The 18,174-nt window shown below is 64.0% G+C and carries 15 protein-coding genes; 7 read left to right on the top strand and 8 right to left on the bottom strand.

What is annotated here, in order from left to right; all coding sequences use genetic code 11:
• Positions 1 to 37: 37 nt before the first annotated feature.
• Entirely contained in the window at positions 38 to 529 is a 492-nt protein-coding gene (locus tag HAP41_RS46975; RefSeq protein ID WP_028170389.1) for an MmcB family DNA repair protein, read from the top strand.
• A 126-nt stretch (positions 530 to 655) separates the two neighbouring features.
• On the opposite strand, the gene HAP41_RS46970 is transcribed toward HAP41_RS46975, so the two are convergent.
• Together HAP41_RS46970 and HAP41_RS46965 are read right to left on the bottom strand one after the other, a co-directional pair.
• Complete coding sequence (locus HAP41_RS46970) at positions 656 to 1,210, bottom strand: ActR/PrrA/RegA family redox response regulator transcription factor (RefSeq protein ID WP_014491094.1); 555 nt, start codon at positions 1,208 to 1,210, stop codon at positions 656 to 658.
• A 102-nt stretch (positions 1,211 to 1,312) separates the two neighbouring features.
• Positions 1,313 to 2,635: an ActS/PrrB/RegB family redox-sensitive histidine kinase gene (locus tag HAP41_RS46965; protein WP_085404068.1), complete on the bottom strand. Its 1,323-nt coding sequence runs from the start codon at positions 2,633 to 2,635 to the stop codon at positions 1,313 to 1,315.
• Positions 2,636 to 2,741: 106 nt separating this feature from the next.
• On the opposite strand from HAP41_RS46965, the gene HAP41_RS46960 reads away from it, so the two are divergent.
• The 4 genes from HAP41_RS46960 (at position 2,742) to HAP41_RS46945 (ending at position 6,867) form a co-directional block, all read left to right on the top strand.
• Positions 2,742 to 3,545, top strand: coding sequence for an ABC transporter ATP-binding protein (locus tag HAP41_RS46960; protein WP_166066502.1), 804 nt, complete (start codon positions 2,742 to 2,744; stop codon positions 3,543 to 3,545).
• Positions 3,542 to 4,360, top strand: a complete 819-nt coding sequence (locus HAP41_RS46955) for an ABC transporter permease (protein ID WP_166066511.1) — start codon at positions 3,542 to 3,544, stop codon at positions 4,358 to 4,360. Before HAP41_RS46960 ends, HAP41_RS46955 begins: the two co-directional genes overlap by 4 nt.
• 121 nt (positions 4,361 to 4,481) lie before the next feature.
• A complete protein-coding gene (locus HAP41_RS46950; RefSeq protein WP_071909004.1) occupies positions 4,482 to 5,810 on the top strand; it encodes a polyhydroxyalkanoate depolymerase in 1,329 nt (442 codons plus the stop codon).
• Between the two features lie 217 nt (positions 5,811 to 6,027).
• Entirely contained in the window at positions 6,028 to 6,867 is an 840-nt protein-coding gene (locus HAP41_RS46945; RefSeq protein WP_063980051.1) for a M48 family metallopeptidase, read from the top strand.
• Positions 6,868 to 7,236: 369 nt separating this feature from the next.
• Here HAP41_RS46945 and HAP41_RS46940 read toward each other — a convergent pair whose 3' ends face one another.
• Together HAP41_RS46940 and HAP41_RS46935 are read right to left on the bottom strand one after the other, a co-directional pair.
• The gene (locus HAP41_RS46940) at positions 7,237 to 7,902 is read right to left on the bottom strand and encodes a hypothetical protein (protein WP_166105340.1); all 666 of its coding nucleotides are present in this window, start codon (positions 7,900 to 7,902) and stop codon (positions 7,237 to 7,239) included.
• A gap of 567 nt (positions 7,903 to 8,469) precedes the next feature.
• Positions 8,470 to 10,686, bottom strand: coding sequence for a transglycosylase domain-containing protein (locus tag HAP41_RS46935; RefSeq protein ID WP_166066553.1), 2,217 nt, complete (start codon positions 10,684 to 10,686; stop codon positions 8,470 to 8,472).
• Between the two features lie 168 nt (positions 10,687 to 10,854).
• Between HAP41_RS46935 and HAP41_RS46930 the strand changes: the two genes are divergently transcribed.
• The gene (locus HAP41_RS46930) at positions 10,855 to 11,280 is read left to right on the top strand and encodes a DUF1330 domain-containing protein (protein WP_166066578.1); all 426 of its coding nucleotides are present in this window, start codon (positions 10,855 to 10,857) and stop codon (positions 11,278 to 11,280) included.
• Positions 11,281 to 11,457: 177 nt separating this feature from the next.
• On the opposite strand, the gene HAP41_RS46925 is transcribed toward HAP41_RS46930, so the two are convergent.
• The 3 genes from HAP41_RS46925 to HAP41_RS46915 form a co-directional block, all read right to left on the bottom strand.
• The gene (locus HAP41_RS46925) at positions 11,458 to 12,684 is read right to left on the bottom strand and encodes an ABC transporter substrate-binding protein (protein ID WP_166066615.1); all 1,227 of its coding nucleotides are present in this window, start codon (positions 12,682 to 12,684) and stop codon (positions 11,458 to 11,460) included.
• A 273-nt stretch (positions 12,685 to 12,957) separates the two neighbouring features.
• Positions 12,958 to 14,184: an ABC transporter substrate-binding protein gene (locus tag HAP41_RS46920; protein ID WP_166066633.1), complete on the bottom strand. Its 1,227-nt coding sequence runs from the start codon at positions 14,182 to 14,184 to the stop codon at positions 12,958 to 12,960.
• Between the two features lie 147 nt (positions 14,185 to 14,331).
• The gene (locus HAP41_RS46915) at positions 14,332 to 14,688 is read right to left on the bottom strand and encodes a DUF1304 domain-containing protein (RefSeq protein WP_206706279.1); all 357 of its coding nucleotides are present in this window, start codon (positions 14,686 to 14,688) and stop codon (positions 14,332 to 14,334) included.
• Positions 14,689 to 14,785: 97 nt separating this feature from the next.
• Between HAP41_RS46915 and HAP41_RS46910 the strand changes: the two genes are divergently transcribed.
• Entirely contained in the window at positions 14,786 to 15,316 is a 531-nt protein-coding gene (locus HAP41_RS46910) for a methylated-DNA--[protein]-cysteine S-methyltransferase (RefSeq protein ID WP_166066719.1), read from the top strand.
• Positions 15,317 to 15,324: 8 nt separating this feature from the next.
• Here the strand turns inward: HAP41_RS46910 and HAP41_RS46905 are convergent, their stop codons facing one another.
• Complete coding sequence (locus tag HAP41_RS46905) at positions 15,325 to 18,114, bottom strand: [protein-PII] uridylyltransferase (protein ID WP_166066760.1); 2,790 nt, start codon at positions 18,112 to 18,114, stop codon at positions 15,325 to 15,327.
• Positions 18,115 to 18,174 lie beyond the last annotated feature (60 nt).

Here is an 18,174-nt window from a genome sequence, read left to right as displayed (position 1 = left end):
AGTGTCCGCACCTACCGGAATCGGCTAAGCTCCCCTCATGGACAGCACCGCCCGCAACATCGCCCTGGTTCCGCCGCCCGACCGCCGCCAGTCCGAGACGGCGTTGGCGATCGCGCGCGGCACGGCGCGGCTGCTGCGCTCGCTCGGCTTTACCTGCATCAGCGAACTGCCGCTGCCGTCGGGCCGGCGCGCCGATCTGGTGGCGCTGAACGAGCGCGGCGAGATCTGGATCGTCGAGATTAAGTCATCGGTCGAGGATTTGCGTGCCGACCAGAAATGGCACGAGTACCGCGCCCATTGCGACCGGCTGTTCTTCGCCTTCACGCAGGATCTGCCCTGCGAGATTTTTCCGCAAGACACCGGCCTGATCATTGCGGACGCCTATGGCGCGCACATGCAGTGCGAGGCGCCCGAGCACAAGATCGCCGCCGCCACGCGCAAGCAGATGACGGTGCGTTTCGCGATGGCGGCAGCGCTGCGGATCAACCGTCTGGTCGACCCGCAGGGCCACGCGGATTTTTGGGAATAGCGGCGCGGCGAACGCGGACGCCGTAGGGTGGGCAAAGCGAAAGCGTGCCCACCATCCAAGCCGATCAGGATTGAAGTAGAAGCGGTGGGCACGGCGCTACGCGCCTTTGCCCACCCTACGAGACCGTTACCTCGGCGCGCGCTTCGCCAGAATCCGCTGCAACGTACGACGGTGCATATTCAGCCTGCGCGCCGTCTCCGAGACGTTGCGGTTGCACATCTCGTAGATGCGCTGGATGTGCTCCCAGCGGACGCGGTCGGCGGACATCGGGTTGGTCGGCAACTCGGATTTCTCCGAGCTGGTCGAGAGCAGGGCGGCGACGACGTCGTCGGCATCCGCGGGCTTCGACAGATAATCGATCGCACCCATCTTCACGGCGGTCACGGCGGTGGCGATGTTGCCATAGCCGGTCAGCACGATGGCGCGGGCTTCGGGGCGCTTCTTCTTCAGCGCGGAGACGACGTCGAGACCATTGCCGTCGCCGAGCCGCAGATCCACCACGGCGAATGCGGGCGCGGCCTTGCCGATCTGCGCGAGGCCATCCGAGACGGTGTCACACGACGTCACCGCAAAGCCACGGGTCTCCATCGCGCGCGACAACCGCTCCAGGAACGGCTTGTCGTCCTCCACGATGAGAAGCGAGCGGTCGGTCTGTTCGTTCAGTTCGGCGATGGCGTTCAAGGTGTTGTCCTCTCTCTGCACATCTACATATGGCGTCGCAATCAGGCGGTGCCAAGGCCGCAAATAGTCGATCGGCCCTGCTGTGCGACGCAAGGTCGCGGCCTATCCTATTGTTTCTTCGAGCGTCTCGATAGTCTCAAAACGCTCTCTCGGCCAATTGATGTGAACCACAGCACCGTGTTCCGGAAAGGTCCGGTTGGTAAACGAGACCTTGGCCCCGGTGCGTTCCAGCAAGGTGCGCGCGATGAACACGCCAAGCCCGAGCCCACGCTGCTCGCCGCCGCCGTCATCCAGATTGCGCCGCCGCGACAAATAGGGCTCGCCGATCCGGTTAAGGATATCGGGCGGAATGCCCGGGCCGTCGTCGGAGATCACGAGCTCGATCGTGTCCTTGTTCCACCATGCATTCACCTCGACGGTGGTGCGGGCGAAATCGACCGCGTTCTCGACGATGTTGCCGACGCCGTAGAGGATCGCCGGGTTGCGCGAGCCGATCGGCTCGGCGAAGGCCGCCACCGCGATCCGCACCTTGATGTCGACGCCGAAATCGCGGTGCGGGGCCACCACCTCCTCGATCAGCTCCGACATTTTCATGCGGTCGAACGGCGCGCCTTCGGAGGAAAGCTGGGTGATCTTGCTCAAGATGTCGCGGCAGCGCTGGGTCTGCTCGCGCAGGGTTTTCAGGTCGGCGGCGAAACTTGGGTCCTTCACCGTCTTTTCCAGCTCGCGCGAGATCAGGAAGATGGTCGCGAGCGGCGTGCCGAGCTCGTGCGCGGCTGCGGCAGCCAGGCCGTCGAGCTGGGTCAGATGCTGCTCGCGTGTCAGCACCAGCTCGGTCGCAGCCAGCGCGTCGGCGAGCTTGCGCGCCTCCTCCGTCACCTGGAACGAGTAAAGACTGGTGACGCCGATCGCGAGCACGATCGAGAGCCAGATGCCGATGAGATAAATCGGCGGCAGCACCAGGGGATCGTCCGAATCCCAGGGCAGCGGCAGATGGAAGAAGAACAGGACCGAAGCACAGGCCACCGCGAGCAGGCCGAGGCCGAAGGTGAGGCGGGCCGGCAGCGCCGTGGCCGAGATCAGCACGGGCGCGAGGAACAGGAACGAGAACGGGTTCTGCAGTCCGCCGGTGAAGAACAGCAGCCCCGCCAGCTCCACGATGTTCAGCGCCAGCAGTCCGGCCGCCTGCATCGGCTCCAGCCGTTGCAGCGGATTGGACACGGTCTGGAGCGCCAGGTTGAGCGCCGCCGACAGCGCGATGATGCTGACGCAGGGGACGATCTCGACGTTGAACTCCAGCCCCTGCGCCACGATGAAGATCGCCGCGAGCTGGCCGAGCACCGCCAGCCAGCGCAGCCGCAGGATCGTGTCCAGGCGGATATGCCGCTGTGCGTGGCGGAAGTCGGTATCGGCAGTCTCAGTCATCTCGGCCAATGTGGCGGTGCCTTCTCGGTCACAAACGCGGGGCTCGCGGAACCACCCGGATTACAAGCCTTGCGCTATCCGCTGCAATAGCAGAAGAACGGCTAGCATGACCGGGAACGACAAAGCTTCAAGTCCGCCGACTGTCGCGGAGCGCGGCTCCTCTGCGGCCATTGCGGTCGATCACCTCGTCAAGGTCTACAAGCAGACCCGCGCCGTCGACGATATCTCCTTTTCGCTGCCGCGTGGCAGCATCACCGGGCTCCTGGGCGGCAACGGCGCCGGCAAGACCACGACCATCGCGATGATCATGGGCCTGGTGCTGCCGACCTCCGGCCGCGTGCAGGTGCTCGGGCATCGGATGCCGGAGCAGAGCGCGGCGGTGCTGGGGCGGATGAATTTCGAGAGCCCCTATGTCGACATGCCGATGCGCCTCACGGTGCGGCAGAACCTCACCGTGTTCGGCAAGCTCTATGCGGTGAAGAACGTCTCCGATCGCATCGCCAGGCTGGCCGACGAGCTTGATCTCACCGAATTCATCGACCGCGCCAACGGCAAGCTCTCCGCCGGCCAGAAGACCCGCGTCGCGCTGGCGAAGGCGCTGATCAACCAGCCCGAGCTGCTGCTGCTGGACGAGCCCACCGCCTCGCTCGACCCGGATACAGCCGACTGGGTGCGGGCGCATATGGAGCGCTATCGCAAGGAGAACAACGCGACCATCCTTCTGGCTTCGCACAACATGCTCGAGGTCGAGCGTCTGTGCGACCGCGTCATCATCATGAAGCGCGGCCGCATCGAGGACGACGACACGCCGGAGGCCATCATGGCGCGCTACAACCGCACCACGCTGGAGGAGGTGTTCCTGGACGTCGCGCGCGGGCGGGCGAACGGTGCGAAGGAGGCGGCGCGATGACCGAGCTCTCCCTCCACCGCGGCATTTCCATCCATCGCATCGGCGCGATGATCCTGCGCTACTGGTACCTGTTGATGTCGTCCTGGCCGCGGCTGCTCGAGCTGCTTTATTGGCCCGCGCTCCAGGTCATCACCTGGGGCTTTCTCCAACTCTACATCGCCGAGAACGCCAATTTCTTCGCGCGCGCCGGCGGCACGCTGATCGGCGCCGTCATCCTCTGGGACATCCTGTTCCGCGGCCAGCTCGGCTTTTCGATCTCGTTTCTGGAGGAGATGTGGGCGCGCAACATCGGCAACCTCATGATGAGCCCCCTGAAGCCGATCGAGTTTCTGCTGTCGCTGATGATCATGAGCATGATCCGGCTCGCGATCGGCGTCATCCCGATGACGCTGCTCGCGCTGTTCCTGTTTCACTTCAACGTCTACGCCCTCGGTCTGCCGCTGATTGCATTCTTCTGCAATCTGATCTTCACGAGCTGGGCGGTCGGCATCTTCGTCTCGGGGCTGGTCTTACGAAACGGCCTTGGCGCCGAGAGCATCGTCTGGACCCTGATGTTCGCGATCATGCCGCTCGCCTGCGTCTACTATCCCGTCCGCGTGCTGCCGGCATGGCTGCAATACGTCGCCTGGTCGCTGCCGCCGACCTATGTGTTCGAGGGAATGCGGGCGCTCCTGATCGAACAGACCCTCCGGATCGATCTGATGTTGCGTGCGTTGGCCATCAATGCGGTGCTGCTGGTTGCATCTTTTGGGGCATTCCTTGCCCTTTTGCGGAGCGCCAAGAAGCACGGCTCGCTGCTCTCGAGCGGTGAATAATCTCACTTTCCCGTGGATTCAGGCTGATTTAGCCGTTCCGGCTCCGTAGATGTACGGAACCATGCATTGACGCAATATTACGCATTCGGCAGTATGTTGCGATGCGAAGAGGATTTTAGCGATGCCTATTGGTGAGTTCGGCGGCGCGCCGCCCCTGGCGGCCGAAGGCAGTCCGGTCCTGACGACGCCGATGTACTGGATGTACGAGATGGGGCAGGCCTCTCTCAATCCGGCGCGTGCGGTCACCGATGCGACCAAGCTCCTGTTTCAGAATCCCCTCAATCCGTGGGCGCGCACCGAGGTCGGCAAGTCCGTCGCCGCGGCCTGTGAATTGTTCGAACGCACCACGCGCCGTTACGGCAAGCCGGAATGGGGCCTCAACGACACCGAGGTCAACGGCATCCGCGTTCCCGTCGAGGTCCGCTCGGTCTGGGAAAAGCCGTTCTGCAAGCTGCTCTACTTCGATCGCAAGTTCGCCCGTCCCTTGCGCAGCCCGCAGCCGCGCGTGCTGATCGTGGCGCCGATGTCCGGCCACTACGCGACGCTGCTGCGCGGCACGGTCGAGGCGTTCCTGCCGGCGCATGAGGTCTACATCACCGATTGGGCCGACGCCCGCATGGTGCCCCTGAGCGAAGGCCGCTTCGATCTCGACGACTACATCGACTACGTCATCGAGATGCTGCACGTCCTTGGCGGCAACACCCATGTCATGGCGGTGTGCCAGCCCTCCGTTCCCGTCGTTGCCGCCGTCTCGATCATGGAAGCGCGGCGCGATCCCTTCGTGCCGACGTCGATGACGCTGATGGGCGGTCCGATCGACACCCGCCGCAATCCGACCGGGGTGAACAAGCTCGCCCAGGAGCGCGGCATCGACTGGTTCCGCAACACCGTCATCACCAAGGTGCCGTTCCCGCATCCGGGCATGATGCGCGACGTCTATCCGGGCTTCCTGCAGCTCAACGGGTTCATCAGCATGAACCTCGACCGGCACATGGACGCCCACAAGCGCCTGTTTGCCAATCTGGTGAAGGGCGACGGCGACCTCGTCGACAAGCATCGCGACTTCTACGACGAATATCTCGCGGTGATGGATCTCTCCGCCGAGTATTATCTGCAGACGGTCGACACCGTGTTCGTGAAGCACTCGCTGCCAAAGGGCGAGATGACCCATCGCGGAACACGCGTCGACCCCTCGAAGGTCACGCGCGTGGCGCTGATGACGGTCGAAGGCGAGAACGACGACATCTCCGGGCTCGGTCAGACCGAAGCAACGCACACATTGTGCAGCTCGATCCCCGATCACCGACGCGTTCATTACGTCCAGAAGGGCGTCGGGCATTACGGCGTGTTCAACGGCTCGCGCTTCAAGTCGGAAATCGTGCCGCGCATCCATGACTTCATGGTCTCGGCTGCGAATCCGAGCTCGTTGCAGGCTCTTGCGGCCGAATAAACGCGTTTTTCGGCTTTCCCGCTGAAAATCGGCGCCCTGTCGGAGGTTCCGGCAGGGGCTGGTTCCCTCCAGATTCGCGGTATTTAGGTAGCCTTATAGGAGTGAGTCCCACCTCAGCCCTTGGGGGTGCCGCATGCGTCCAACGGGGGCGAAAAAACCGGGTTCCAGCCCCAGTCTGTAGGGTCTCCCGGACGCTAGACCGCTGTATATTGGGCAAATGATTTGTTTTTGCGCCGAGCGCTTTCCCTGGCGGCGGTTATGGCAGAATCCGGGCGCCCTCCTGCCCCCCGGACTGACAGACATGGCCACTCGCGCACTCCTCTATCGACGGCCCCACGAGCCGAAGACCCTGGTCATCACCCATGGATCGCAGTTTTTTGCGATTCGATTGCGTCGGCACCGCCGCGCGCGCCGCTACACGCTCAGAATCCATCCGAGCGATCGCGAAGCCATCCTCACCATCCCGCCGCGCGGCACGCTGGCCGAAGCCAAGGACTTCGCACAACGTCACGGCGCGTGGATCGCTGCACGTCTTGGTCGTTTGCCGAAGGCTGCGCCGTTCCAACCCGGCACAGTGATACCGCTACGCGGCACGGCCCATCGTATCGTTCATCGTGCCGGCACGCGCGGCACGGTATGGACAGAAGTGCGCGACAGCGGTGAACGCATTCTCTGCGTCGCCGGCGGGGTCGAGCATGTCGACCGCCGCGTCAGCGACTTCCTCAAGCGCGAGGCGCGCCACGATCTCCAGCGCTCGGCGGAGGCCTATGCCGTCGAGCTCGGCGTCAGGGTCAAGCGCCTCTCGATCCGCGATCAGTCCAGCCGTTGGGGCTCCTGCACCTCGGCTGGCTCGCTGTCGTTCTCCTGGCGCCTGATCCTCGCGCCGCCCTACGTGCTCGACTACCTCGCCGCGCACGAGGTCGCCCATCTCGTCGAGATGAACCACTCGGCGCGGTTCTGGCGCGTCTGCGGAAAGGCCTGCCCGTCGATGGAGCGCGCCAAGAAGTGGCTCGATACGCACGGCAACGACCTGCACCGGTACGGCGTCGAGGATTAGGGCGCGCTGCAGATTAGGCCTCGCTGCTAGCCCAACACTCACTGTCGTCGCCCGGCTTGACCGGGCGACCCAGTATTCCAGAGGCGGTCATTGTTAAGCCGAGAAGCCGCAGCGTACTGGATTCCCCGCTTTCGGGGGGAATGACAGCGGAGGACGGGGCGACATCAGTGCGTCTCGTGCCACGCTTTCCGATTTCCCCGAACGACCGACCCATCGGACTATCTAAGGCGAGCAGCTCTCGTCGCGCGACATCGCGGGCGTTGAACGCCGACGATGGCTGCTCGTTGTTCGGCGTCAGCCGGGATGATCTTGCTTGATGTGCTTTGACTCGTCGCCCGGATGCCGCGCGTCCTCAAACCATCTCTCAGGTCAGGCGCTGATATCTGCGCTTGTCCCCGGCTGCGCGCGCGAGGCGAGATAGGACGATTGCAGTTGCACGGCGGCCTTCTGGCCCTCGGCCAGCATCGCCTGGAAGGCCGCGTCGAGTTGATCGCGACTATAGGGCGCAGAACTGCTTTGACGCGGTGTCCATTGCGATTGCGTGATCGCGGTGGACGCTTTTTCGACGGTGCCGCCAAGCAGCTTGGCGTAATTGTCGGCTCGCCATTGCGCCAGATCAGGTCCACTCAGACCGGGAGGATCCTCGAGCTTGCCGATCTTTGCGGCCGCCGCGTTGGTCATCGTCGAGGACCCGCCATTGTACAGTGTGGCCACCACTTTGCCGTCAACCTTCACCTGGGCATAGGTGTTCTCAGGCGCATCGTCCGAGACGGCCGGTTGAGTCGCGTTCGCGCCGTGGGTCATCAGCCAATTCGTTGCCATCAGGTCGCGCAGGACCGGGTTATCCGTCACCGAGATCGGCTTGGCGCCTTGCAGCGGCTTGAGTTGCGACACGCTGATTCCGGGGCTGCTGGTCGCAGGGTCAGTTGCAGTCGACGCCTCCGGCTGGAGATCCGATGTCGTTGTCGCATTGGAACCGGTCGTTGATGCAGGGCGCAGATAGGGCAACGCCGCGCTGGATAGACCTGTAATCATGGAACGCTCCTTCCCACTAAACCCGAGTCTTCGGAAACTCAACCTAAGAGAGCAATTCCCGGGCCGATGTCGGAGCCTTGAAGAGACTGGTGTTTTGGCCGTTCAGGGATATTTCGGCATCGGTAAATCTTGCCGTCTTGGGCAGGACTTGTTGGGCAGGACTTGTTGGGCAGGACTTGCCGAAGCCGTGGCGCGATGTCAGCCCGAGCAAACGCTGGCCGCATCCATCACTGTCATCGCCCGCGAAGGCGGGCGATCCAGCACGCCGCGGCAGCTATTTTGAATCTCGACGTCTCGGCGTACTGGATTCCCCGCTGGAGCCTGTCATCGGGCTCGCCGAAGGCGAGACCCGGTGGCGGGGAATGACAGTTGAGAGTGGGGCGACGTCAGCGCGCTTTGCGCGATCCCCGCCATACTTCGCGACGATTGCGCGGCACGCTCGATTTGTCCCGCCGGATCAAACGTTTCCTACAATCCACCGCGCGGCGCGCCTGAAGTCACCGTCTACTGTGCATGGGGTTGTTTTCGCGTTTTTTGTTTTGAGGCTCTGGGGACCTCAGCTCGAAGCTACCGATTTCCGCCGAACAGCCGGTCCATCAGCCAGCCGTCGAGGCCTGCTGCGGCTTCCGGCCGCACATTGGCGCGCGTCGGAGGCGGGCGATAGCCGCCACTGCTCGCCGGTGCCGGTCCGGGTGCTGTCGTCGCCGTCGGCGGCGATACCTGCGATGCCGCCTGCGCGAGGTTCGACAGGCCCCAGCTCGCTTGCGAGTTCGGCAAGGCGGCCACCGGCACGCCCTCGTGCGCCGTGCGCATGAAGCGCGACCAGACTTCGACGGGCAGGCCGCCGCCGGTCGCCTTCTTGGTCGGCGAGTTGTCGTCATTGCCGAGCCAGACGCCGGTGACGAGGTTGGCGGTGTAGCCGATGAACCAGGCGTCGCGATAATCCTGGCTGGTGCCGGTCTTGCCGGCTGCCGGCCAGCCGGGGATCTCCGCCTTCTTGGCGGTGCCTGATATCAGCGTCTCCCGCATCATCGTGTTCATCATGCCGACATAGCGCGGGTCGATCACCTGGTTGCGCTCTTCCGCTTGCCGCATGTAGAGCAGCTTGCCACTGAGCGTCCTGATCCGCGTGACGACGTGCGGCGCCACCGCGAAGCCGCCATTGGCGAAGGGGGCATAGGCGCCGACCAGCTCGACGACCGAGACTTCGGAGGTGCCGAGCGCGATCGAGGCATTGGGCTCGAGCTTCGAGGAGATGCCGAGCCGGTGCGCGGTGCGCACCACGTTCTTCGGCCCGACCTCGAGACCGAGGCGGATGGCGACGGTGTTGAGCGACATCGCCAGCGCCTGCGTCAGCGTCACCGCGCCGAAATATTCATGGGTGTAGTTCTCGGGCTTCCAGCCCTTGACCTCGATCGGCGCGTCCTGGCGCACCGTGTCCGGCGTCAGCCCCTGCTCGAGCGCGGTCAGGTACACGAACGGCTTGAACGAGGAGCCCGGCTGGCGCTTCGCAGTGACTGCGCGGTTGTACTGGCTGTCGGAATAGTTCCGCCCGCCGACCAAGGCGCGTACCGCGCCGTCGGGCGTCATCGCCACCAGCGCGCCCTGGCTGACGTTGAACTTCACGCTCTTGGCCGCGAGCTCGTCGATGACGGCGGCTTCCGCCACGCTCTGAAGCTTCGGATCGATCGTAGTCTCGACCTTGATGCTCTCGTCGATCTGGCCGACCAGATCGTCCAGCACCTCGCCGATCCAGTCGGCGACGTAGTTGAGCGTGCCGGCGCCGGCCGGCTTCACGTTGTAGGAGGGGTGGCCGATCGAGGCCTGCGCCTGCGCTTCGGTGATGAATTTTGCATCCGCCATCGCCGCGAGCACGATTTGCGCGCGCGCTTCCGCGCCTTCCGGATTGCGGTTCGGCGCCAGCCGCGACGGCGATTTGACGAGGCCCGCCAGCATCGCGGCTTCGGCGACGGTGACGTCCTTCGCCGACTTGCCGAAATATTTCTGCGCCGCGGCCTCGACGCCATAGGCGCCCGAGCCGAAATAGACGCGGTTGAGATAGAGCTCCAGGATCTCGTTCTTGGAATGCTTGCGCTCCAGCCAGATCGCGAGCTCCGCCTCCTGCAGCTTGCGCGCCATGGTCCGTTCCTGGGTCAGGAACAGGTTCTTCGCGAGCTGCTGCGTCAGGGTCGAGCCGCCCTGCGAGACGCCGCGATGGAGCACGTTGGTGACGAGGGCCCGCAGGATGCCAATCGGGTCGATGCCGAAATGCGAGTAGAAGCGGCGGTCCTCGATGGCGATGAAGGCCTTCGGCAGATAGGGCGGCAGGTCCTTCAGCGAGACGTTGGCGCCGGCCATCTCGCCGCGCTGCGCCAGCATGCTGCCGTCGATGCCGACGATCTGGATCGTTGGCGGGCGCTTGGGAATCTCCAGCGACTGGATCGGCGGCAGATGGGCGCCGACATAGATCACGACGCCGATCACGGCGATCATGCCCCACAGGCCGAGCACCGCACCCCAATAGACGAGGCGGCCGAGGCTGAAGCTTCCACCCGATTTCGACCGGCGCTTGGCGCCGCTGCGGCCGGCTTGTGCCTTCCGCTCGCGCGGCGGCTCGTCGCCAGCATCCTCGCTCTTGCGCTTGGCGGATGATTTCGTTGATTTCTTCGGCTTGTCCTCGCCGCCGGGGACGCGGTCGGCCGCGGTCAGGCGCAGATCGGCGAGCGCAGCAGGCAAGCCGATCAACGGCTCCTTCCGCCCACCCTTTTTCTTTCCCCACGCCATACGCAAAACGCCCGGTCAGCCCGCCCCGCCGCACGCTACCGGTCGCTGTTTAAGGCCCGGTTACCCAGAGCTTAACGCGCGATTAGGAGGTGCGGCATTCGCCTGCCGCAGTTCCGCTCGCCAGGCGGCAGAGCTAGGATCGCCCGCATAAAACAAGAGGGAACCGGCATGGGCCATATCGATCCGAGCAAGGAGATTTTTGCGCAGTTCCGGGACAACGACCGTCCCGGCCCGATCCACATGCTGAACCTCGTGCGCTTGCGCGAAGAGGCGGCCTATCCCGACGGCCGCAAGGCGAGCGGCGCGGAAGCCTATGCCGCCTATGGCCGCGAGAGCGGCCCGGTGTTCGAGCGCCTCGGCGGCCGCATCGTCTGGCAGGGCAAATTCGAGCTGATGCTGATCGGCCCGCAAGAGGAGCGCTGGGACCATTGCTTCATCGCCGAATATCCAAGCGTCGCCGCCTTCGTCGAGATGATCCGCGATCCCGTCTATCGCGAAGCGGTGAAGCATCGGCAGGCCGCGGTGGAGGATTCACGGCTGATCCGGCACGCGGTGCTGCCGGTGGGCAAGAACTTTGGAGAGATACCCACCTGAATGCCGTCGGGCGAATCTTTTTCCATCGTCATGGCCGGGCTTGACCCGGCCATCCACGCCTTTGACTTGCCGCTCCAAGAACGTGGATGCCCGGGCCTTCGCCGCGCCGAAGCGGCTTCGGCCGCGCAGGCGGGACAAGCCCGGGCATGACGTCGTTGAGGCAGTTGTTTCCGAGAACTAATCGATCGGGCCGGCATCCTCCAGGATCGGGCCGAACAGCTCCCAGCGCTCACCGTTGAATTTCATCATCTGAAGTTGCTTGTTGACGCGGTAGTCGGTCGCCGAGGTGTTGGCCTTGATACCGGGCAGCGCGCTGTCGCTGACGACGTCCTTCAGCGACGCGGCCTGCTTCATGACGTTCTCGCGCGTCAGGTCGTCGCCGCACTGCTTCAGCACATGGACCAGCAGCTGCGCCGTGCTGTAGCCGTAGGTGTTGAAGTTCGAGTCCTTGTCGCCGTCCGGATAGTACTTCGCCATGAAGTCGAAATACCTCTTCAGGCCGGCATCGTCCTTCCAGGTCGGATCGAGCGGTTCCTTGCCGTAGTTGACGCTGATCAAGCCCTTGGCGGCATCGAGGCCGGCCGGCTTCAGCACCGCGCCGACCGAGGTGGCGTTGATGTCGACGATCTGCACCGGATGCCAGCCCATCTCGGCGATCTTCTTGATCGCTTGTGCGGCCTGCTTCGGCGTGGTGGCGCTGAAGAACAGATCGGCGCCGGCGTCCTTGATCTTGAGGACCTGCGAATCGACGGTCGGATCGGAGACTTCGTAGGAGGCTTCGGTCACGATCATCTTGGCGGCCTTGTCGCCGAGGCCGGCCTTGATGCCGTTCAGATAGTCCTTGCCGAGGTCGTCGTTCTGATAGAGCACGCCGATCTTGGCGTTGGGATGCTCCTTCAGAATGTACTGGCCGTAGATGCGGCCTTCGACGAAGTAGTTGGGATTGAAGCCCATGGTCCACGGGAAGTTCTTCGGATCGGTGAACCGCGATGCGCCGGTGGCCGCGAACAACTGCGGCACCTTCTTGGAATTGAGATATTTCTGCACCGCCGCGTTCACCGGCGTGCCGATGATCTGGAAGGTCAGCAACACCTCGTCGCTCTCGACGAGCTTGCGGATCTGCTCCACGGCTTTCGGCGGCGAGTAGGCGTCGTCATACTGGATCAGATTGATCTTGCGACCGTTGACGCCGCCCTGGTCGTTGATCATCTTGAAATAGGCGGCCTGGGTCTTGCCGATCGACGAATAGGCCGACGCCGGTCCCGAAAACGGCATGGTCTGGCCGACCTTGATCTCGGTGTCGCTGGCGCCCGGATCATATTTTTTCTGGGCATTGGCCGCAGAGACGGACAGCGCCAGGGCCAGCGCCGTTGCCGTGGCCAGATGCAGCATTCCATTCCTCATTCGCAATTTCCTCGGTTTGTTATTGTCGATGATCTGCCCGGGTGCTCTTGCGCACAGGACGTCACCGCTGAGGGCGATTGTGGATGAGGCGTTGCTGCAACGCAAGGTGGGTGGAGACGCGCAGTTCGTAGGGTGGGTCAGCCTTGCGGCTGCGCGAAGCGCAGTCCGCCAGGCGTAACCCACCACTTCTGTTGCCGCGGATGTCGAAGAGGTGGATTACGCCGAGCAGATGCGCTTTGCGCATCTGCAGGGCTAATCCACCCTACGCAGTTACTAACCCGCCGGGCCGTTGTCCTCGATGATCGGGCCGAACAGCTCCCAACGCTCGCCGTTGAACTTCATCATCTGCATCTGCTTGTTGACGCGATAATCGTTCGGTCCGGTGTTGATCTTGATGCCGGGCAGCGCGAAGCTCGGGGTGAAGTCCTTGATGTTGGCGACCTGCTTCATCACGTTCTCACGCGACAGGTCGTCGCCGCACTGTTTCAGCACCTGCGTCAGCAACTCGGCGACCGAATAAGCATAGGTGTTGACCGTGTTGAGCTTGTCGCCTTCGGGGAAATACTTGTCCATGAAGGCGAAGAACGCTTTCACGCCCGGATCGTCCTTCCACTGCGGATCGCTCGGCTCCTTGCCGTATTGGGTCGAGATGATGCCCTTGGAGATGTCGAGGCCGGCCGGCTTCAGCGTCGCCGAGATCGGGCTCGCATTGATGTCGAGGATGTGCACCGGCGTCCAGCCGAGCTCGGCCACCTTCTTGATGGCCTGCGCCGCGAATTTCGGCGTCGACGCATCGTAGAAAAGATCGGCGCCGAGCGACTTCAGCTTGACCACCTGCGAGTCGACGGTCGGGTCGGTGACCTCGTAGGACACCTCGCCGACGATCATCTTGGCTGCCTTTTCGCCGAGGCCGCTCTTGAGGCCGGCGAGATAGTCGCGGCCCATGTCGTCGTTCTGGTAGAGCACGCCGATCTTGGCATTGGGATGATTGGCGAGAATGTACTTGGCGTAGATGCGTCCCTCGGACACGTAGTTGGGATTGTAGGCGATGGTCCAGGGATAGTTCTGCGGATCGTTGAAGCGTGCGGCGCCGGTGGAGGCCAGCAGCTGCGGGATCTTCTTGCCGTTGAGATATTTCTGCACGGCGGCGTTCGCGGCCGTGCCGATGATCTGGAAGGTGAACAGCACCTCGTCGCCTTCGACGAGCTTGCGCACCTGCTCGACCGTCTTCGGCGGCGAATAGGCATCGTCATACTGGATCAGATTGATCTTGCGGCCGTTGATGCCGCCCTGATCGTTGATCATCTTGAAGTAGGCGGCCTGGGTCTTGCCGATATTGGCGTAGACGGAATAGGCGCCGGAGAACGGCACGGTCTGGCCGATCTTGATCTCGGTGTCGCTCGCGCCGGTGTCATATTTCTTCTGGGCGAGGGCTTGGCTGGCGGAGAACGCGAAGGCGAGCGCCGCCGTGGCAGCTATGAAGGCTCTGCGATTGTTCATCTTGGTTGTTCCTCCTGACGGAATTTCCGGTCGACGGTCTTTTCCCGTTGATTGCAACGGTCGCCATCGCTGCCGGAGAGTGTGGAGGAAGGTCCGGCGCCGCGCAAGGATCGCGACGCTGCGCCGTAGCGTCTCAGGTCACGAGAATCAGGTCAGAAACAGTGCAACCAGTGCGATCGCCGCCGGCAGCGCCTGCACGAGCAGGATGCGGGTGCTGACGGTCGCCGCGCCGTAGACGCCGGCCACGATCACGCAGAGCAGGAAGAATGCCTTGATCTGGAATGCGAAGGCCGGGTTGCCGTGGACGAGGCCCCAGATCAGGCCGGCGGCGAGGAAGCCGTTATAGAGCCCTTGGTTGGCCGCCAGCACCTTCGTGATCTCGGCCTTTTCAGGCGTATTGCGGAATGTCTTCAAGCCAAGCGGCTTGTCCCAGAGAAACATCTCCAGGATCAGGAAGTAGGCGTGCAGTGCGGCGACCAGCGCCACCAGGACATTGGTGATCAGAATCAAGTTGAGCCCCCCAAAGCGTCAGCTTTCGGGTGGACGTTAGCACGGCCGGCATGGCAAGTGCGATGGCGTGTTTCGATGGCCTGGTGTCGCAATGCCCGCTCGATCAACCAAACCGGCTGAACGATTCGGCCTCGATCGCCTGACGACGCCGATCGGGATCGCGCTGCTCGTCACCGATGCCGAGGGCGCCTTGCGTGCGCTCGACTGGGAAGACTACGAGCACCGCATGCGCGAGCTGTTGCGCCTGCAATACGGCGCCGTGGATCTGAGCGATCTGCCTGCGCCGACGGAGATGCGGACGGCGCTGTCGGGTTATTTCGAAGGCGATCTCGGCCAGCTCTCGCGCGTCGCATGGCGCATCGCCGGCACGCCTTTCCAGCAAAGGGTCTGGACGGCGCTCGCGCAAATTCCTGCCGGTACCACGATGAGCTATGGCGCGATGGCCGCAAGGATCGATATGCCCAAAGCCATTCGTGCCGTCGGCCATGCCAACGGCTCAAACCCGATCAGCGTGGTGCTGCCCTGTCACCGCCTGATCGGCGCGGATGGCTCGCTGGTGAAATATGGCGGCGGGCTCGAGCGGAAGCGCTGGCTGCTGCGGCATGAGGGGGTAGAGATTTAGCTCTCTCCTCACGCCGCCGGCTGCACCGCCTTGTCGCCGGCCATCACGTGGGTCAGCGCGCTCTTGATTGCGGACTGGCGCGTCGGCGCGTTGATCTGCGCGCCCAGGAGGTCGGTGACGTAGAACACGTCGCGGGCACGCTCGCCGAAGGTCGCGACATGGGCCGAGGCGATGTTGAGGTTGAGCTTCGAGATCGCGGTGGTCAGCTCGTAGAGCAGGCCGGGGCGGTCGAGGCCGGACATCTCGATCACCGTGTAGCGGTCGGACCATTGGTTGTTAATGGTCACTTCCGGCTCGATCGTGAAAGGCCGCGCCTTGCTGCGCACGGTGCGCCGCGCCACCACTTCGGGCAGCCGCAGCTTGCCTTCCAGCACGTCCTCGATCATCTCGCCGATGCGCGTGGCGCGCCTTCCCTCGTCCTCGTCGCGATCGTATTCCCTGGAGATCGAGATCGTGTCGAGCGCGCGGCCGTCGGTCGTGGTGTAGATCTGCGCGTCGACGATGTTGGCGCCGGCCGAGGCGCAGGCGCCGGCGATGATCGAGAGCAGCCAGGGATGGTCGGCGGCGAAGATCGTGAGCTCGGTGACGCCGCGCACCTCGTCGAAGCCGACATTGATCGCGAGCTTGTGGCCGGCCTGTTCGCTGGAGCGGACGAAGCGGGCATGGCGGATCTTTCGCGGCAGCTCGACCTTGAGCCAATAGGCGGGATAGTGCCGGCCGATATAGGCATCGAGCTCGTCCGCCGGCCACTCGGCGAAGGCCATGCGGAATTCGGCGTAGGCGGCCGTGAGGCGCTTGCCGCGGTCGACTTCCGAGAAGCCGCCGGTCAGCACCGGTTCGGTTTCATAATAGAGAGAGCGCAGCAGCTGCGCCTTCCAGCCGTTCCACACGCCCGGGCCGACGCCGCGGATGTCGGCGGTGGTCAGGATCGTGAGCAATTTCATCTGCTCGACCGACTGCACCACGGCGGCGAAATTCTCGATGGTCTTGCGGTCGGAGAGGTCGCGCGACTGCGCGACCGTGGACATCGTCAGATGCTCCTCGATCAGCCAGGCCACGAGCTCGGTGTCGGCCGCGCTGAAGCCGAGCCGCGGGCACAGCCGGCGCGCCACCTTGGCGCCCGCGATCGAGTGATCCTCCGGCCGTCCCTTGGCGATGTCGTGCAACAGCGTCGTGATGTAGATCACCGCACGGTGCTCGGGCCGGATCTTGCGGAAGAGATCGCTGGCGACCGTGAACTCCTCGATGCCGCCGCGCTCGATGTCCTGCAGGAAGCCGACGCAGCGGATCAGATGCTCGTCGACGGTGTAGTGATGATACATGTTGAACTGCATCATCGAGACGATCTTGCCGAAGGCGCGGATGAAATGGCCGAGCACGCCGGTCTCGTTCATCCGCCGCAGCACGATCTCGGCGTTGTCGGAGGTCAGGATCTCCATGAACAGCCGGTTCGCTTCCGGGTTCTCGCGCAGCTGCGCGTTGATCAGTCCGAGCGAGCGCGTCACGTCGCGCATCGCGTCCGGATGGAAGGCGAGGTTGTTCTTCTGCGCCAGACGGAAGATCCGGATCAAATTGACCGGATCGTGCTTGAACACGTCGGGCGCGGCGACGTTGATGCGGTTGTTGTCGACGAGGAAGTCGTCGCTGTCGGGGACGCGGCGCTTCGCGGGCGCGGGGCGCAGCCGCGCCATCATCCGGCTCAGCACCGGCGCGGGCTTGGCCTGCTGGTCCTCGAGCTTGGCGCAGAGGATGGCGGTGAGGTTGCCGACTTCCTTGGCGACCAGGAAGTAGTGCTTCATGAAGCGCTCGACGTCCTGCATGCCGGGATGCGAGGTGTAGCCGAGCCGGACCGCGATCTCGCGCTGGAGATCGAAGGAGAGGCGCTCCTCCGCGCGGCCGGAGTAGAAGTGCAGATTGCAGCGCACCGACCAGAGGAAGTCGGCGCAGCGGCGGAAGGTGCGGTATTCCTGCGCGTCGAACACGCCGCGCTCGACCAGCTCGTCGGTATCACGGACGCGGTAGACGTATTTGGCGATCCAGAACAGCGTGTGCAGGTCGCGCAAGGCGCCCTTGCCGTCCTTGACGTTGGGCTCGACCAGGTAGCGCGACTGGCCGCCGCGGCGGTGGCGCTCCTCGCGCTCGGCGAGCTTTGCGGTGACGAATTCGGACGCCGTGCCCTGCACCACGTCCTTGTCGAAGCGCGCGACCAGTTCGTCATAGAGCGGCTGGTCGCCGGTCAGGAAGCGCGTTTCCAGGATCGCGGTGCGGATGGTCATGTCGCCGCGCGCCTGCCGGATCGATTCATCGACCGAGCGCGTGGCGTGCCCGACCTTCAGCCCCATGTCCCAGAGACAGTAGAGAATAGCCTCAGCCACCTGCTCACCCCAGGCGGTCTGCTTGTAGGGCAGGATGAACAGGAGATCGATGTCGGATTCCGGTGCCATCAGGCCGCGGCCATAGCCGCCGGTCGCGACCACCGCCATGCGCTCCGCGCCGCTCGGGATCGGCGAGCGGTAGAGATGCCGGGTCGCCGCCGAATACAGGATGCGGATGATCTCGTCCTGCACGTGGCACAGCCGCTCGGCGCAGCGCCGGCCGTGACGGTCCTTCAGCAGGATCGCCTGCGCCGCGGCGCGCGCTGCGATCAGCTCGGCCTTCAGCATTTGCGCCATGGCCGTGCGGAACGTGTCCTCACGTCCCTGATGCTTCTCGGCAAGCGCATCGACCGCGGCGGTGATCCGCGCGGTGTCGAAGCGATCGTCCACCTCTGGCTTGTGCTCAGTCGCGACGCTGTCCATGTCTCACCGGATATAAGAGGTGACAGGCGCTGTCACCCGCCATTCTCTGGCAATAGTCGT

Source organism: Bradyrhizobium barranii subsp. apii (genome assembly GCF_011516635.5).
Taxonomy (GTDB): Bacteria; Pseudomonadota; Alphaproteobacteria; order Rhizobiales; family Xanthobacteraceae; genus Bradyrhizobium; species Bradyrhizobium barranii.
The sequence above is the reverse complement of the archived record's forward strand: the minus strand, read 5'-3'. Positions and strand labels throughout refer to the sequence as shown.